The following is a 15,188-nucleotide window of genomic DNA, read 5'->3' on the forward strand; positions in this document are numbered from 1 at the left end:
TCGGATGGACTAGCTGTGCCAATTGTTGTCTACCACCGTCTGCCGGCGTCCACTGGCAATTTCGGGTGAAACACATCTAGAATACTCTGAGGTACGACTCTTCAATAATTCTTGACTTTGATAGAGTACCAGACATGAGAGTTGGCGACAGAAAAGGAAATCAAGCAGGATAAACTGTTATTTAGTACAGGTCTTGGAGTAGAAAGTTAGCCAAATGGCGAACCCAAAGAAGGCGATTGCCATTAGTGCAGCCGCAGCTGGCGGATCTTTACTACTCGTGGCTTTTGTCCTGAATTCGCTTGTCGCAACTGGCATGGTCATCCGCGACATTGAGACTAGCGAGCACGCCGACGATGTGCTAATGGTCACACAGACCCCGGAAAGTGCGGCGGGTCCCCAGACCCTAAACCTCAACGGCTACTGGAAAAAACCTGTTGTCACAGTTTCATTCATACCCCAAGGTATTTCGCAATCCGAGCTTGAGCAAATGACTGGGACGCTTGAGGAGACAATGCAAGTTCGAATAGAAGGTTCGTCCAGCAATTCGACTACCATGTTCATAGGATGGCCCGACCTGCTTGCCACCCTGTCGAACAGTTATAGTGTGCCATATTTGCAGACAATAGAACTGGGCTCGGAGACTGCGGACATCAGAGTCTACCTTGACGGAGAGAGTCACCCAGACAACAAGCTGGGTCTGGCAAGGATAGCCAGAGATAAGGTCACTCACGAGATAGTGTACGCAGAGGTACACGTGTATTCCGTGCGTGAGCTGCATCAGGTCGGCGTATTGGATCAGGTCTTCAAACATGAGCTTGGGCACGCGCTTGGAATTGGACATGGCAGCTCTCAAACCAGCATCATGCACAGCCCGATAATCATTGTCAACAATACCGCGATAGGCAACATAGGGGATTGTGAGGCGGAAGGCACAGCGCGTGTCTACTCTGGAGGCGGCATCGGCGAGGTCACCTGCCGGCTGTAGAATTTTGCACAGTCATAGGAATAGAAAAATAGAATGTAGATCCTGCACCGGGCTTGCTTTCAAACCAGATCTTTCCCGCATGCGATTCAACTATGCCCTTTGATATGATGAGGCCAAGGCCGCTGCCCCCTGCCTGTCTTGTCAGTGACTTGTCGATCTGGTAGAATTTTTTGAAAAGGTCACGCTGTTTGCCTTCGGGTATGCCGATGCCGTTATCCTTCACAGAGAACAGCACATGATCGTCACGTTTTGTGGCGGACACCTCGATCATGCGGTGGTTGCTCTCTTTTGTGGCCTTGATTGCGTTGTTGACCAGATTATCAAGTACCTGTAAAATCCTCTGCTGGTCGCACACAAAGTACACATCGTCGGCGTCTGACACGATATCGAGCGCGTACAACTTGGCAAGAGGGAGCGAGCGGCTGACACACTCTTCTACCAGCTTTTTTGCAGATACCTGCGCCGACATCTTCATTTTGAGAACGCCGTATTCCAGCTGGCGCGCGTCTATGATGTTCTGTGTCAAGTACAGAAGCGACCATGCTTTTTCAAGCACGACTTTCAGCTGGTTTTTCTGAGGCACCGTTAGCTCGCCAAATGTGCCGTCAAGCAATAGTTCCGAATAGCCTATTATTGGGACGAGGAATGTCTTTAGTTCGTGCGAGATCATTTCAGAGAACTCTTCCTTCTCCCTGTCTGCCTTGATGAGCTCGTCTGCCTGCACCTGCAGCCTGGAGGACATGAAAGAGAGTATGTCGTTCTTCAAGTGGAGCCTTTTTGTCTTGATCCCGATTTCCTCTACCATTGTGTTAAAGCTGTTGGCAAGTTCGCCTATTTCGTCGCGCCTTTCAATGTCCACCTTTTCAAAACGTCCCGTCTGTACGTGACCCATAGTCTTGCGCAGGCTCTGCAGCGGCTTCAGAATTGAGACGGAGAGGAAAAAAGACGCGCCCGCAGCCGCGAATATTATCACAGCGGTTATCAGTAGGTACTGATTCTGAAGAAGTACAAGCGGACCAAATAGTTCTGCGCTGTCCACTTCTGACACCAGTACTACCCCAAGACTCTTTTCGCAACTCGAGGCCCCGAACACTGTAACCCCACGGTAGCTAGGGTAAGACGCGCCGTTTACGTCCGCGCTATTGCGGAAGCACTCTTGCACGGGAGGCGTGTCAACTATCTGGCTGTTCCTCGCTCCCGCAACAAATCTCGAGTCGGTGATCATCAGACCGGCATTGTTTACTAGATAATTCTCTCCGGTGGCTCCCAGAAACATCTTGTCCGCCAGTAAGCGGTTGGCATCATTAAGGTCACGCAAGAGTACTACATAGCCGGCCACAGGCGAGTCTGATTGTGGACGAACAGGTGCCGCAGCCACGAACAGGGCTGCAGAGCTGCTGTCAACAGAACCTATCGCATAATACGAACGTTGGCTTGCCCTAGCCATCATTTCTCGGGAAAGCACAGTCCCCTCTTGTGCGGGGTCCCCGGCTACCAGCACCAACCCCTGTGAGTCGGATATCCTGACCTCAACGTATGTGGCATCTCTTCCCTTTGTAAGTGCTTCAAAGTCTGCGACTGTTTCCCGAGCGGCCTGCTCCGAACTTGTCTGCGTACTGGGCTGGAGTAAGGAGACGACGTTCGGGTTTCGGGCCAGCGATTCCGCCTGTTCAACTCTGAGATTCCACACATTCTTCAGAGTCTGCATCCTATCAGACGCGATGACGTTCATCCTCTGGGCGGCATCGTCTTTTATGATCTTCTGACCAATATCTATGCTGATGGTTGCAAGTCCGGCTATAGACAGGATGGATGTAGCCATCACCAGCACTACCACTTGTGTGTGCAGGCTGCTGCCGATAGGATTCCTGATGCGTATTTTCTTTGGCGTCTTGCTGCCTAGGATAGCCATCCCTCGATCTTTTCTAACAGGAACTTTTTGCTGAAAGGTTTCTTGATGCAATCCAAGACGCCAAGTTCTTCAACATTTAGTTCTGTTGCAAGTCCTGAGGAAGAAGCGGTAAAGAAGACGATTTTCTGGCCTGCGAGCAACCCTTTCTTCCGTAGCGCGTGTATCACATCGATGCCGCTAAACGATGGCATGGCTACGTCGAGTAGGACGAGGTCGTACTTTTCCTGTTCAAGTTTTTGCACGCATTCGATGCCCTTGTTTGCCACGGTGCATGCGTATCCTGCGGACTCGAGTATCAGGCGCGTGAGGTCAGAGATACTGCTGTCATCGTCCACCACGAGTATTTTCTTTGCCAACCGTGTCACCCTGACGTGTGCTTTCCCACAAAATTCAGTAGCTCAGCTTTGGTGAAGGGCTTTCTCAGGCATCCACGTGCGCCCATTTTTTCGTAATCAGCGATATCCAAAGAGGTGGCCGACGATGCGGTAAAAAACGCTACGTTGACCCGTTCAAGAGATCCTTCCTGTTTCAGCGCATTCAGAACATCTACTCCCGAAAAGCCGGGCATTGCTACGTCAAGCAAGATGAGATCGTAGCCATCATCGTTTTGATAGCTCGCCCTTACTGCATCAAGGCAGCTTTTTCCATTATTCGTTTTTGTACAGACGTATCCTGCAGAAGTGAGTATTATCTCGGCGAGGTCGGCCACATTCTTGTTGTCGTCTACGACAAGGATCTTTTTCATGCCTCGGCGCCTCCAACAGCATTGTTGACCATTGGTATCGAGAAATAGAAAGTTGAACCGACCCGGGGCGTGCTTTCAAACCAGATCTTGCCGCCATGCGCTTCAACTATTCCTTTTGATATTGCAAGACCTAGACCACTGCCGCCTACCTCTCTCCGAAGCGATGTATCCACTTGATAGAACTTGCTGAACAGCCTGGCCTGCTTTTCTTCAGGTATACCTATACCATTGTCTTTTACAGCAAACTCGACGGAGTTGGAGTTCCTTCTTGCTGTTACTTGCACCACGCCGGTTTTTTCTGACACAAACTTGAGGGAGTTACTAATCAGGTTGTTCAGCACTTGCTGGATCCTTTTGGGATCGCATGATAGCATCAGGTCGGAGCCCCCGCCGTCAGGAGCCGCGGTATAGGTCAGCGCAATCTGTTTTGACTTGGCAAGTGGTAGGAACGAGCCCACAGCTTGTCCCACTATGTCCTTGACAGGAGTTTCTAGAACATCGAATTTCATCTTGCCCATCTCAAGCTTGCGAATGTCCAGAAGGTCAGAGATGAGCCCTGAAAGTGACACAGCGCTGTCGTGCATCAACTGGATCTTTTCTTTCTGAACAGGCGTAAGCTCGCCAAGCGTCCCGTCAACCAAAAGTTCAGTGTACCCTACTATTGGCACCAAGGGAGTCTTGAGCTCGTGGGTTATCATGGCGGCAAACTCTTCTTTCGCAGCGTCCATCTCCTTCAACTGTGTAGCTTTTAGATCGAGCTCCTTGGCCAGGTACTCTAGGTGCTCGTTTTTTGACTTGAGCTCGCTTGATAGTGATTCCAGACGGGCCTTGTCCCCTTTCAGGTTCTGATTGAGAGTCTTGAGCTCTTCGTTTACGTCTTCCAGTTTGTCCGTGAGGCGGACGTTGCCAAGCATGGAGCGGAAGAGAATGTACCCTGACACGCTCATTATTCCTACTGTGATGGCAATGATGGACAGTGCCTCGCTCTGATGCAGATACACGTCGCTGAACGCGTCTGAATAGGGCTGGATCAGAAGAACAGACCACCTGTTGCTTCCGAGGTCCACCGGGGCACGGGTAATGTACGTGTCTTTACCGCTTGCATCGATCCTGGCGGACATTGCGGTGTCGCCCATGATATCTTGCAGGTAGGAGAAGGAACGCCGCGGTGTGGTATCCCCCACCGGTCTGTCTGAGCTTGCTATCTCGTTCCAGTCTCCGTCAACGATTACCGCGACTTCGTTTTCGTCGAGGTCGAGCATCCGGAGTTGCTCGTTGATGACGCCCAGATTCAACGCTCCTACCAGCAAGCCAGCAAGTGATCCATCCTTGAAAACAGGAACCGCAATAACTGTTGTATAGTTGTATGTGGCTGTAGACTGGAATGCGGCGCTTACGTAGGTGTTCTGCCTGTTGATCACTTCGATATAATAATCGCGGTATGCAAAGTTGACAACCGGCAGGTTTTGCTGGAGTATCGACGGCTCGACGCTATACACGTCGCCATTTGGCATGAGAAATCCTATTGACTCGAGGCTCGGAACTGCCAAAAGTACGGCCTTTTGCACGTTTCTCTTTTCCATGTCAACGTTGACGGGTACCCCTTTGTTTTCTTCACTGATTAGGTCCGAGTATTCCGTACTTTGCATCTGTGGCATGTCGGCAGCCACTTCGAGTGCTGCGATTGCAGTCTGCACGTGCTGCCCTGCCTGGCGTGCCATCGAGCCGGCAAGATTGCCTTTATTTTTTTCCACGCTTACAATCTCTTTGTTGATATCTTCGGTCAAAAAGAAGTAAAAGATCGTTATGACAAGTGCTGATGCGATTGCACCGATTATTACCGGTTGTAGTGCAGCCCTGCGCATAGTCATTGATAGTTCACCTCGCTGCAAAGTGTCATTTGAACAGCCCCCCATCATAGCACATCTGTATCGCAAACGGAACCGTTTTGCCGCCGTAGCCCATCTCAAAAATGCCCATATCTATCCTGTTCCACATTCTCGCGGCTTCTTTCCAGAAATTGCCCATCGCGCCCGGCCTTACAAAGGACATCACCGCCTCCCCATTGATATTTGACCGAGTTGAATTGGCCAGTTCGGAGGTGACCTTGATGTTTATCATGTTGAAAAATTCTGTTGCTTTGTCAGGTGTCTTGTTTTCGATGTGATCGTTGGTGCCGAACAGGTATTGCAGCTCGGCGGCTTCTATCACAGATATGACCATGCCCTCTCTTTCTCCAGTTATCCTCGTGACAAAGCAGACGTCATGTTCAGAAGGCGTGTAGTGCTGTCCCTGCGCAGCACCGTATCTGCCTTGATCCACCTCGAGATTCCGGATAGTCTGGATGTTTTTCAGCTCGATATAGGAGTCGGGGAAAAATGAGTCTCTTGCAATGTGGCGAAGCTTACTCTGAAGATGAGAAAAGAAAATAGCTGCGTCATGGTTGCAGTACTTGCGACTTTCCATAGTCCTCTTTATCGTGTTGACGAGGTCGCTTGCGTTGAATGGTTTTGATATGAAGTCAATCGCACCTTCTTGAAGACAGCGTTGCAGAGCGGATGAATGGTTCGCTGCAGTGAGCATTATCACGTTTACGTAGTTGTCCAAGCGTTTCAGCGAAGCAAAGGTCTCATAGCCGTCCATGCCAGGCATTGCAAGGTCCAGAGTGACGACATCAGGCCGGAATTCTTTATACTTAATCAACCCCTCCTTGCCGCTATGCGCAGTTTCTACCTCGTACCCTTTCGAAGACAATGCTGTCGATATTAGCTCCAAAACGGTGCTGGAGTCGTCTATCGCCAACACCTTCATTTGCTATCTAGGCATCTATATAGAATCTAATAACCTCTTTGATCAACTATACTAAAGTATGGAAAACTGTGACCATTCTAGGAATAATTATGTAAAATTCACCTAACGAACCCGAAGGTGCCTGATAGCTATCTTAAGCACGCTGCATAACATTGCCATGATTCCTGACTGCCATCTGCAAGAGATGCTATGAAGGTGTCGCTTTAGATAACATAGGTACGCATGCCTTAATTGCGCGAACTGCGAATTTTATTTGAAAATGGTAGACAGGGCGCGTCTGGCAATGACAAGGTGTCTGCCGCTGAGCGCTATTGGTGCAGGCATATCGTTTGTAGCAGGATTCATACTGAATCTGGCGCCTGCGCAGGTCATGGTGGCAGCAGGGCTGACAGCCACTCTGGTGTTCAGCGGGCTTCTCTTCCAGTCGTTTGGCCGGGAAAAAGAGCTGGCCGAGACTGAGAGGAAATAGTCTGCGGAAGGTCTTTTTCTATTTATTCCGCCCAGCATCAAGACCGAATACGGAACGATTAGTCAGATATTCCTGCGATCAGCTATTACAAATGTTATATAGCTGATTTCAGTTACTGTAGCAATGAAGTTAGCTGTAATCGTGGCAGCGGTGATGGCAACTACGATAGCTACAGCAAGCCTGACAAGCGCGTATGCACAGGAAGTTGTTCGCGGTACATTTGTGGTGCGCATGCCGCCGGGCTCGTACCAGGAAGGAGCCGACGTATACTATGACCCGACAAACATAGCCGTGCCGGCAGGAACTACCGTTGTTTGGTTCAACGACGATCCAAACCAGATACACACTGTCACAAGCGGTAATCCAGGAGACGAGGACGCAGGCAGCGTCTTTGACTCGAGTTTTATGAATGATGGAACGTTCTTCCAGCAAACGTTCAATGAAGCCGGCGAGTATCCATACTACTGTCAAGTCCACCCGTGGATGGTTGGCAGTGTCTTTGTCAGCGACGCATCTGAGGAAGGAGACAACTTTAGGCTATCATACGGCACGGGGACGACGTTCAACTTTGCAGAGCATGAAAGGACTCTCCTGGTCTTTGAACCCACGTCCGTCGACATACCCGAAGACGAGCCGGTAACCTACCAGATCACCATACTGAAAGACGGCGAAGAGATGTTCTCAGAAGAATTCCGTTCGCTGGGCGGAAGGCTGGACATCGAGCTGATTCCAACCGACGAGGCGACCCAAGTCACAGGTCCGGACATCAGTGACCCGATTATTGGGGCATACCACATCCATGGCAGCTTTTTGAAAGAGGAAGCGGCTTATACCATCCGCGCCGAGATAACGCAGATCTTCGACCGGCCGCCGGAGGAGCCAATTGCAGACGAATTCGGTGTGCAGATAGTGCCCGAGTTCCCGGTGGCGGCAGTAGCGGCTTTGCTTGCAATAGGTGGCGCAGTAGCGTACGGCAGGTTCCAGGGATTTTCCAACAGGGGCTAACCCCCTCTTTTTTCTTTCAACTTGCATGCAGGTTGTGTCTATCCCTAGTCTTTTTCCATCTGCGATATTGCCCGCACCACGTCTGTAGAAGTTATCACGCCCACCAGCTCGTCGGCAGAATTTATGACCGGCAGGCCGCTTATCTTGTTGCCTTTCATCATCAGGGCCGCGTCCGCGACGTCGCAGTCCTCTGTCACCGTTATAGGATCAGGCTTCATCACGTTTGCCACCTCGATGGTCTCGATGGTTCCTGCGGGTATGTAGACCTCCTTTTTCTTTTTCAGGTCTTCTGCAGTACGCAGCAGAGGCATTACGCGCAAAAGGTCGCGCCCGGTTATGATGCCGACAGGCTTGCCGTGCGACACGACTATGACTCGGGAGATCCCCTTGCCAGTCAAAAGTGCAAGCGCAGAGGTGACAGAGTCGTCCGGCCTGACAGTCTGCACGTTCCTTGTCATGTACTGGCCCACCCTGGCCCTGCCTGCAAGGCGCCGGGCATAGAAATCAAGGAGATCGGTCCGGGTAAAGATGCCAATAGCCTTTTCGCCGTCGTCTGCCACTACAAGGGAGCTGATGCCGTGCTCCACCATCTTTCTGGCGCACTCGGCAAGGCCTGTATCCTTGCTTACCGACACCAGCGCACGCTTTGGCAAAAGCTCCAAGATGCCTATCCTGTGGAGCGGCTTGTTTGTGACGCCCGAGTAAAGCGCGAGACATCCTTCTCTGTCACTATCCCGATGGGTTTGCCGTTTTCTTGAATCACCACCCGGCTTATCCTGTATTTCAGCAGGACGTTGCGTAGGTCCTGGAGCGTCCTGCCAGAAGCAAGCGTGATTGCGGGCCTGCTTACGTCCTCTGCTTTCAACCGTCAGGTAAAGGACTCTAGCCTGCTTAAACCTAGCGAAGATCGAGTTTCGTTGCCTGAAATCATTGCTAGGACAACTTGCCCATCATAATGTGTGTAATTATCTTTCGATTTTGGCGAATAACGAATTGCACTAAGACTAGTTGTAGTGTTATATGCAACAACCGAAGGATGTCGAGTCATTGGAGGACCAAATTCATCACGTTTTGGGGCTAACACGTGCGTTACAGGCTCAAATCACTTCATCTTGTACTACGGTGCGGATATTATAGATGGAGTCATAGATGTCAAGAATCTCAACGTAGGAGCAGGATAGCTGTTAAGAATGCGTCGCGATCAAGGGAATGTCGTGATCAAATGTAAGGACTCTGCGATGACACAGGCAGGAGGGAAGAAAATCTGGTTTGACCACAAATATTTTGAATATGAGCTGTCGGGCAGAAAAAATGAAAACAATAACTGCAAAGGCAGAGACATTCGCATACTTTAACAACCACTACAATGCAAAAGCGCCCACAAACGTGCTAGAGCTCCTGCAGATGATTGGAGCCATGACAGAAAGCTAGGAAAGGGTGCTGAAGTTGATAGGCAGGCGCGCCAAGGGGGCTACAAAGATAACCGACTACGTCGGCACGTGACGTGAAACTGATCAGGACGCTAGTCGGAAAACGAGAACGTTATGGTCTCTCCCACGACCTTGATGCCGGCCTTCTTGCCTAGGACATCCTGCGCAAGCTCTGACACGAGTGTCCTGATATAGAGCGACCACTTGCTCCCGAGGTTGTGCTGTATCTTGAGCCGGTACGCTCCGTCGTTCATCTCGACGTTCTGCTGCATCCACGACACGTTCAGCCACATCCTTATGAGCTCTACAAAGTCCCCCACGGTAGGGCTGTCGTTCATGAAGGCCAGTATGTTCTTGAACTTTTGCTTTTCCAGCTTTTGGGCGAGGTTCACCACCTGCTCGTCGCTCAGCTGGTGGAGCGCCTCCTTCAGGAAGGCCTCAGTCATGGGCAGGAGGCCAACCTTCCTTTCATACCTCTCCCAGAGTATGTGGTTGGAGAAGATCTTGGACGCGTAGCTGTTGAGGCTCACTCCCTCGACTTCGGCATCGCGCCTGAGCTCTTCTATCAGGGCGGACGGCAGCCTGAACGTTATGGTTTCGGTCTTGACCTTCTGCGACTCGGCTTCGCTTTTGTGCAAAATGGGCGCCTGTCAGCTTTGGACTTGAACAGAATTAAAAGATTTGCATGATAAGAACTCACCACTTGCGTGAGTCTCCCTCAAGTAGGCCCGAGCCGCGGTGCAGCCTGTCGATGTGCTTTGACAGCTCCTCGTTGTTTGCGAACTTGGACTGGCAGTACGGGCATGACACCGTCTTGTCTTTCATGACAATACTGTTCCTTCGGGCTATTTAGCAGGCGTGTTTACATTGTGTTGCAAAGTGGACGCGCTGCCCAAATACGCCGGACAAGCAGACACGTCGATTGTTTGAAGACGGCCTTGCGATATGGGTCCTGTTCGGGCTCTTTGTGGGCGTCGCACTTGCAGTGGACCTTGGGCTGATAGGCGCCATAAGGAGGCTGGCCGGGCTCAAGCCGCAGGCCGTCTACGAGACGAGCGCGTTCCGGCAGGGCCTCACTTGGACCATCGTCTGGATAGGCCTTGCTGCAGTCTTTGCAGTGCTCATTCTTCTCCAGTTGGGCCAAGACAAGATGCTCGAGTTCGTCACCGGCTACGTGGTCGAAAAGTCGCTAAGCGTTGACAACATGTTCGTGTTTCTTCTGATATTTTCGTCGCTCGGCGTACCACACGCCATGCAGCACAGGGTTCTTTCCGTAGGGATCCTGAGCGCGATAGCGATGAGGATACCACTAATAATCGTTGGAGTATCGCTTCTTGAAACATTCCACTGGATGATCTTTGTCTTTGGCGGCATGCTGCTGCTCACGGCTGCCAGGATGATCGTGCAGAAGAATGAGAAAAAGATCGAAGTAGAAAAGAACCTCGCAGTCAGGATGCTGAAGAAGGTGATCCCTGTTTCTGCCGAGCTGCACAACGGCAAGTTCCTCACAAGGATAGGAGGAGTCCTGTACGCCACTCCGCTGCTCGTCGCGCTCGTGATCGTCGAGATGACCGACCTTGTGTTTGCCATCGACTCGATTCCGGCCGTGCTTGCGATTACCAGCGACCACTTTATCGTCATAACTTCAAATGTCTTTGCGATCCTCGGCCTCAGGAGCCTGTACTTTCTGCTTGCAGGTATGATGGAGAAATTCTATTACCTAAAGCCAGCGCTTATTGCACTGTTGCTGTTCATAGGCGTCAAGATGATTGCTTCAGAGGTGCTTCACATTCCGGTCACCGCATCGCTTGTGGCAATAGGCTCGATACTTGGTGGCGCCTTGGTATTGTCAGCAGTTCGCGTGAAAAGGGAAAAGGCAGCCAGGACTCCAGATTCTGGTGGCAGAATAGAGTGAAATGTTATCTTTCGATTTTACTGCGTATCAAGATGCGTTCAGACCCGGCGTAATAGAATATGCAACATTCCTTGTAGCATATATCGCGAATATCTTTTCGTTTCTACTCCTGACAAAAAATTAATGGCAGCGCACGAGAAATAATACATTTATCAACAGCACCATTGCGCATATGGTTATGGGTAACCTTCATGGCAAGACAGAAACTATAGCTTTTAGACTAGATATCTCAATAATTGAAAGACTAAGAAATGAGGCAAAACAGAAGGAGATAAGCCTTAACGCTCTTGCCGGACAGGTTTTCAAACAGCATGTAGACTGGCATTCAAATGCCGCAAAGGCAGGATTCTTGACGGTCAGAAGAGGATTGATAGTAAAACTGCTAGAATTGGCTACAGACCGTGAGCTAGTCGAGATAGCTGAGTACATCGCCAAGAAAGAAACCAAGAATTTTGTCTTGATGTTAAGAAACGAGTACAACATAACGTCTGTCCTAGATGTGGTAGAAACTTGGATAAGGATAGCAGGCTATCCATACAGGCATGAAGTGAAATATTCCAAGCATTCCTATACCATTCAACACGACATGGGGAAAAAGTGGTCGCTCTACATCTCAAACCAGTACCAGTTCATGTTTGAGGATTTCGGACTGAAGAAAGTGGATTTTGAAATTACCGACAGTGTGATCTCTTTCACGGTAGACACCGAGCACATAGTATGACTGTGCATACCATTTCTTTGTTCTACCTGCCGATGTCGCATGATTGGTGGAGTTTCATACGGGTATTTCGCATCTACTGGATTCATTTCATAATCTGAGGCTGCCAGGATGATGTGGATAAATGAATCCCTCAGCATGTCCACACGTGCACAAATACCTTGGGCTACCGTACCGTTCCCTCATGATCTTGTCGCACATCGGACACCTCCGTGTCCCCTTTTTGGTAAGGACTTTCTTTTGATTCAGGCTTGAATTCGCAGTCATTCGCCAGAGCTCACACTTTTTGTACGGGCGGTGTTCCGGACTTGGAGTATGCGAAGATCATTTCGTATCCTTGACTCAAATTAACATCCTTGCCGATTTGTTCGATCTTCGACTTTGGAATGTCAAACCTATAATGATGGTGACCAAGAACAATAATACTCTTATTGGTATCGACTATCACGTGACCAACGAATTGACCATCCCGACTCTTTACTTTTCTCCCGACTAACAACTTTGTATGCAATTCTTGTGAGTTTGACCGTTCAACTCTCTTTGGCTTCCTCTCAAATCGGTGAACAGGCAGGGCAGCTTCCCTGCTTTTCTTATAGCGTCTTGCGATTTCATACAAAGGGAGGCCGATCAAAACCGTTTCTCCTATTCTCAGAATCTCTGATCTGATTACGTCGTACCTGTCATCTCCCTCGCCGAATACAACTATGATATTTGGTGTTTCTAATACTACCTGACCTATATGTTGAGCATCTAAAGCACTAACCTCTCTAAATAATAATTTCTCAGGGTAGATGATTTCTTGTCACCTCCGATAGGTGCGCTATTTCGATTATTCCTGTAGTCCTTGATGGTTGACATAATTGATAATCTGGATTTCCAAGAATCTTCGCTGCGAATATCTTTGTCTTTTTGCTTCTTGCTCTAGTCCTGAGAAGGTAATTACAGCACGGACAGTACTTGGAATCAGTCTTCACATAGATTGCACAAACTGTGCACTTTTTCAGACCTTCTACATAGGGGCTGGTTGAGAATCCTGTTTTCTTTGCGCGGACAGTTTTGCACAGATCCCTGCATCTCTGACCGGGCATTCTTGATCACAAACAGTCCGTATAATGCTCTGTCGAAGTTTTGCCAGTCACATTGCTCACCGTTGACGCGAATCTCCTTCCAGAAGAGCAGAACCTCGATGGATTCTATCTATGCGCTTGGATACCTCTATGTTACTTGCAAACTTGGACAAACAATATGTGGACCGGGAACCTTGCATATGTTTGCTCATGTTGCAAATTAGCCTATGCACCAGTTTTATGATTGATGTTTACTCTGCAATACTTTGCAAACTTCAACCTTAAGTCAACTGGCAGCAGACGGCAATAAGAAGAACATGAAAGCTGCTGTATATCGATCACATAGCAAGGATCCAAGACAAGTTGTCAGGATTGAAGATATTGATGTACCAAAAATAAAATCCCATGAAGTTTTGATAAAGGTTGAGGCTGCGGCCTATAACTACAACGATCTCTGGGGAATATGGGGTGAGCCTATCAAGATTCCACTCCCTCACATCTCGGGATCCGACGTCGCAGGTACAGTAATTGAAGTCGGGGATGGTATCTCCAAGATAAGGGTAGGCGACAGGGTTGTATCTCACCCTAACCTGACATGTAGAGTGTGCCACGAGTGCACGTCAGGCCATGAATACGATTGCAATGACCGGCTGGTATGGGGATTTCAAACGGGGCCGCTTTGGGGTGGTTTTGCACAGTACACCCATCTGCCAGAAGTAAATGTGGTCAAGCTACCCGATAATGTGTCATTCAACGATGCTGCTGCTATTTCGATGGTTGGGATGACAGCATGGCACATGCTGGTAACAAGAGCAGGAATAAGGCCCGGCCAGACGGTGTTGATAATGGGTGGAGGAAGTGGCATGGGTATAGCTGGCATTCAGATAGCCAAGCTGTTCAATTGCGAAGTAATCGCCACCGCAGGAAGCAAAGAGAAAATGGACAAGTGCATCGAGCTTGGAGCCGATCATGTCGTAAACCACCGCGAAGATGGCTGGCACAGGAAGGTGCGGGATATTACAAATAAGCTTGGAGTCGACGTAGTCTATGAGCACATAGGCAAGACAGTATTTCCACAGGAAGTTGGACTTTTGAAGATGGGAGGCACTCTAGTTTCTACAGGCGCCACCACAGGATACGACTCGACGATTGACCTGAGATACCTTTTCTTTAGAGGCATCAACCTCCTTGGAGCTACGCAGGGAACAAAGGCTGGTCTTGAAGAGGTAATAAAGTGGGTCAGCAGAGGAAAGATCAAGGCAGTCATCGATACTATTCTTCCTTTTAGCGATATGGTTGACGGACACGTAAAGATGGCAGACTCGCAAGTGTTTGGCAAGATACTGACTACTCCTCAATTATTGTAGGGTGAGCCAGATAATGTCAAACTTCATGTTCGGAACAGCGATAAACTGCATCGACGGGAGGACCCAGCAGGTCGTGATAGACTATATGAAACGCAAGTTTGAAGTTGATGGAGTAGACATGGTAAACTTTCCTGGCGTAGACGGAATCTTTGCGAACGGTGAATATTCAGAAGAGTTAGCACTCATCAAACGAGCGACTTCTATATCCATAGAAAGGCACGGTTCAAAAGTGATAGCGGTTGTTGGGCATCACGATTGTGCGGGTAACCCGGGTGACAAGGAGTATCACTACGCGCACATAAGGAAGGCAGTCCAAGAAGTCCACTCGTGGAAGTTTCCAGTGCAGGTAATTGGCCTCTATGTCGACGACGAATGGAAAATCGAGGAAGTAAGATAACCTTCACGACTTGAGATTATTTCAATTCTGTTTTGTACTTGTTCATTCAGAGTGGGGTAATTATATTGCAATATCTTGTTATTATCGGAGTCAAGTTTGATGCAAAGAGTCTATAGTAAGATAAAACGTCCATAAGGGTTCATTTTCAAGGTGCTGTTATACTATTGTCCTATAGCTGCTGACCAAATAGAACTTCAATGACGCCCAGTACTACTGCTAAGATCAATAACACTATGATGTTCACTGCAAGCACCTTCTTGGCCTTCTGCTTTTCATAGTACTTTCTCGGCGAGATCCCCTTTGCCAGAAATATCACCATGAATCCAATCACCATGCCTATGATGTTGGAAAGCAGCACCAGCAATGC

At 49.2% G+C, this 15,188-nt stretch carries 16 protein-coding genes and 1 pseudogene; 7 read left to right on the top strand and 10 right to left on the bottom strand.

Translation table 11 applies throughout. The features are described 5' to 3' along the window. Positions 1–214: 214 nt before the first annotated feature. Positions 215–985 (top strand): matrixin family metalloprotease, encoded by a 771-nt coding sequence (locus HXY31_RS08975; protein WP_292642186.1) that lies wholly within the window; start codon positions 215–217, stop codon positions 983–985. Here the strand turns inward: HXY31_RS08975 and HXY31_RS08980 are convergent. The 5 genes from HXY31_RS08980 to HXY31_RS09000 all read right to left on the bottom strand — a co-directional run bounded on the left by HXY31_RS08980 (position 969) and on the right by HXY31_RS09000 (position 6,444). After that, entirely contained in the window at positions 969–2,897 is a 1,929-nt protein-coding gene (locus HXY31_RS08980; RefSeq protein ID WP_292642189.1) for a HAMP domain-containing sensor histidine kinase, read from the bottom strand. The genes HXY31_RS08975 and HXY31_RS08980 overlap by 17 nt on opposite strands. Next, positions 2,885–3,253 carry a response regulator gene (locus HXY31_RS08985; RefSeq protein ID WP_292642192.1) on the bottom strand — a complete coding sequence of 123 codons (369 nt, stop codon included), beginning with the start codon at positions 3,251–3,253 and terminating at the stop codon, positions 2,885–2,887. Before HXY31_RS08985 ends, HXY31_RS08980 begins: the two co-directional genes overlap by 13 nt. Positions 3,254–3,258: 5 nt before the next feature. Then, positions 3,259–3,642, bottom strand: a complete 384-nt coding sequence (locus tag HXY31_RS08990) for a response regulator (protein WP_292642195.1) — start codon at positions 3,640–3,642, stop codon at positions 3,259–3,261. Beyond that, entirely contained in the window at positions 3,639–5,396 is a 1,758-nt protein-coding gene (locus tag HXY31_RS08995) for a sensor histidine kinase (RefSeq protein ID WP_292642197.1), read from the bottom strand. Before HXY31_RS08995 ends, HXY31_RS08990 begins: the two co-directional genes overlap by 4 nt. Positions 5,397–5,538: 142 nt before the next feature. Further along, complete coding sequence (locus HXY31_RS09000; RefSeq protein ID WP_292642200.1) at positions 5,539–6,444, bottom strand: response regulator; 906 nt, start codon at positions 6,442–6,444, stop codon at positions 5,539–5,541. Positions 6,445–6,712: 268 nt separating this feature from the next. On the opposite strand from HXY31_RS09000, the gene HXY31_RS09005 reads away from it, so the two are divergent. Together HXY31_RS09005 and HXY31_RS09010 are read left to right on the top strand one after the other, a co-directional pair. Beyond that, positions 6,713–6,922 (top strand): hypothetical protein, encoded by a 210-nt coding sequence (locus HXY31_RS09005; RefSeq protein ID WP_292642203.1) that lies wholly within the window; start codon positions 6,713–6,715, stop codon positions 6,920–6,922. A gap of 123 nt (positions 6,923–7,045) precedes the next feature. Next, complete coding sequence (locus tag HXY31_RS09010; RefSeq protein WP_292642206.1) at positions 7,046–7,927, top strand: plastocyanin/azurin family copper-binding protein; 882 nt, start codon at positions 7,046–7,048, stop codon at positions 7,925–7,927. A gap of 44 nt (positions 7,928–7,971) precedes the next feature. Here the strand turns inward: HXY31_RS09010 and HXY31_RS09015 are convergent, their stop codons facing one another. The 4 genes from HXY31_RS09015 to HXY31_RS09030 form a co-directional block, all read right to left on the bottom strand. Further along, on the bottom strand, positions 7,972–8,589 hold the full coding sequence (locus HXY31_RS09015; RefSeq protein WP_366933094.1) for a CBS domain-containing protein: 618 nt from the start codon (positions 8,587–8,589) through the stop codon (positions 7,972–7,974). A 5-nt stretch (positions 8,590–8,594) separates the two neighbouring features. After that, positions 8,595–8,792 (bottom strand): CBS domain-containing protein, encoded by a 198-nt coding sequence (locus HXY31_RS09020; RefSeq protein WP_292642208.1) that lies wholly within the window; start codon positions 8,790–8,792, stop codon positions 8,595–8,597. 657 nt (positions 8,793–9,449) lie between these two features. Then, on the bottom strand, positions 9,450–9,995 hold the full coding sequence (locus tag HXY31_RS09025; RefSeq protein ID WP_292642211.1) for a hypothetical protein: 546 nt from the start codon (positions 9,993–9,995) through the stop codon (positions 9,450–9,452). Positions 9,996–10,053: 58 nt separating this feature from the next. Continuing rightward, the gene (locus tag HXY31_RS09030) at positions 10,054–10,182 is read right to left on the bottom strand and encodes a hypothetical protein (RefSeq protein ID WP_292642214.1); all 129 of its coding nucleotides are present in this window, start codon (positions 10,180–10,182) and stop codon (positions 10,054–10,056) included. Between the two features lie 97 nt (positions 10,183–10,279). On the opposite strand from HXY31_RS09030, the gene HXY31_RS09035 reads away from it, so the two are divergent. From HXY31_RS09035 to HXY31_RS09050, 4 genes are all read left to right on the top strand, one after another. Then, entirely contained in the window at positions 10,280–11,272 is a 993-nt protein-coding gene (locus HXY31_RS09035) for a TerC/Alx family metal homeostasis membrane protein (protein ID WP_292642217.1), read from the top strand. Positions 11,273–11,450: 178 nt separating this feature from the next. Beyond that, positions 11,451–11,993 (top strand): hypothetical protein, encoded by a 543-nt coding sequence (locus HXY31_RS09040; protein ID WP_292642218.1) that lies wholly within the window; start codon positions 11,451–11,453, stop codon positions 11,991–11,993. Positions 11,994–13,374: 1,381 nt separating this feature from the next. Then, the gene (locus HXY31_RS09045; RefSeq protein WP_342817064.1) at positions 13,375–14,424 is read left to right on the top strand and encodes a zinc-binding dehydrogenase; all 1,050 of its coding nucleotides are present in this window, start codon (positions 13,375–13,377) and stop codon (positions 14,422–14,424) included. A 13-nt stretch (positions 14,425–14,437) separates the two neighbouring features. Beyond that, positions 14,438–14,821: a carbonic anhydrase gene (locus HXY31_RS09050; RefSeq protein WP_292642224.1), complete on the top strand. Its 384-nt coding sequence runs from the start codon at positions 14,438–14,440 to the stop codon at positions 14,819–14,821. Between the two features lie 169 nt (positions 14,822–14,990). Here HXY31_RS09050 and HXY31_RS09055 read toward each other — a convergent pair. Beyond that, positions 14,991–15,188 (bottom strand): annotated as a pseudogene (locus HXY31_RS09055) (TIGR00341 family protein); the annotation flags it as partial.

Source organism: Nitrososphaera sp., from assembly GCF_013388945.1.
In the GTDB taxonomy this organism is placed as follows: Archaea; Thermoproteota; Nitrososphaeria; order Nitrososphaerales; family Nitrososphaeraceae; genus Nitrososphaera.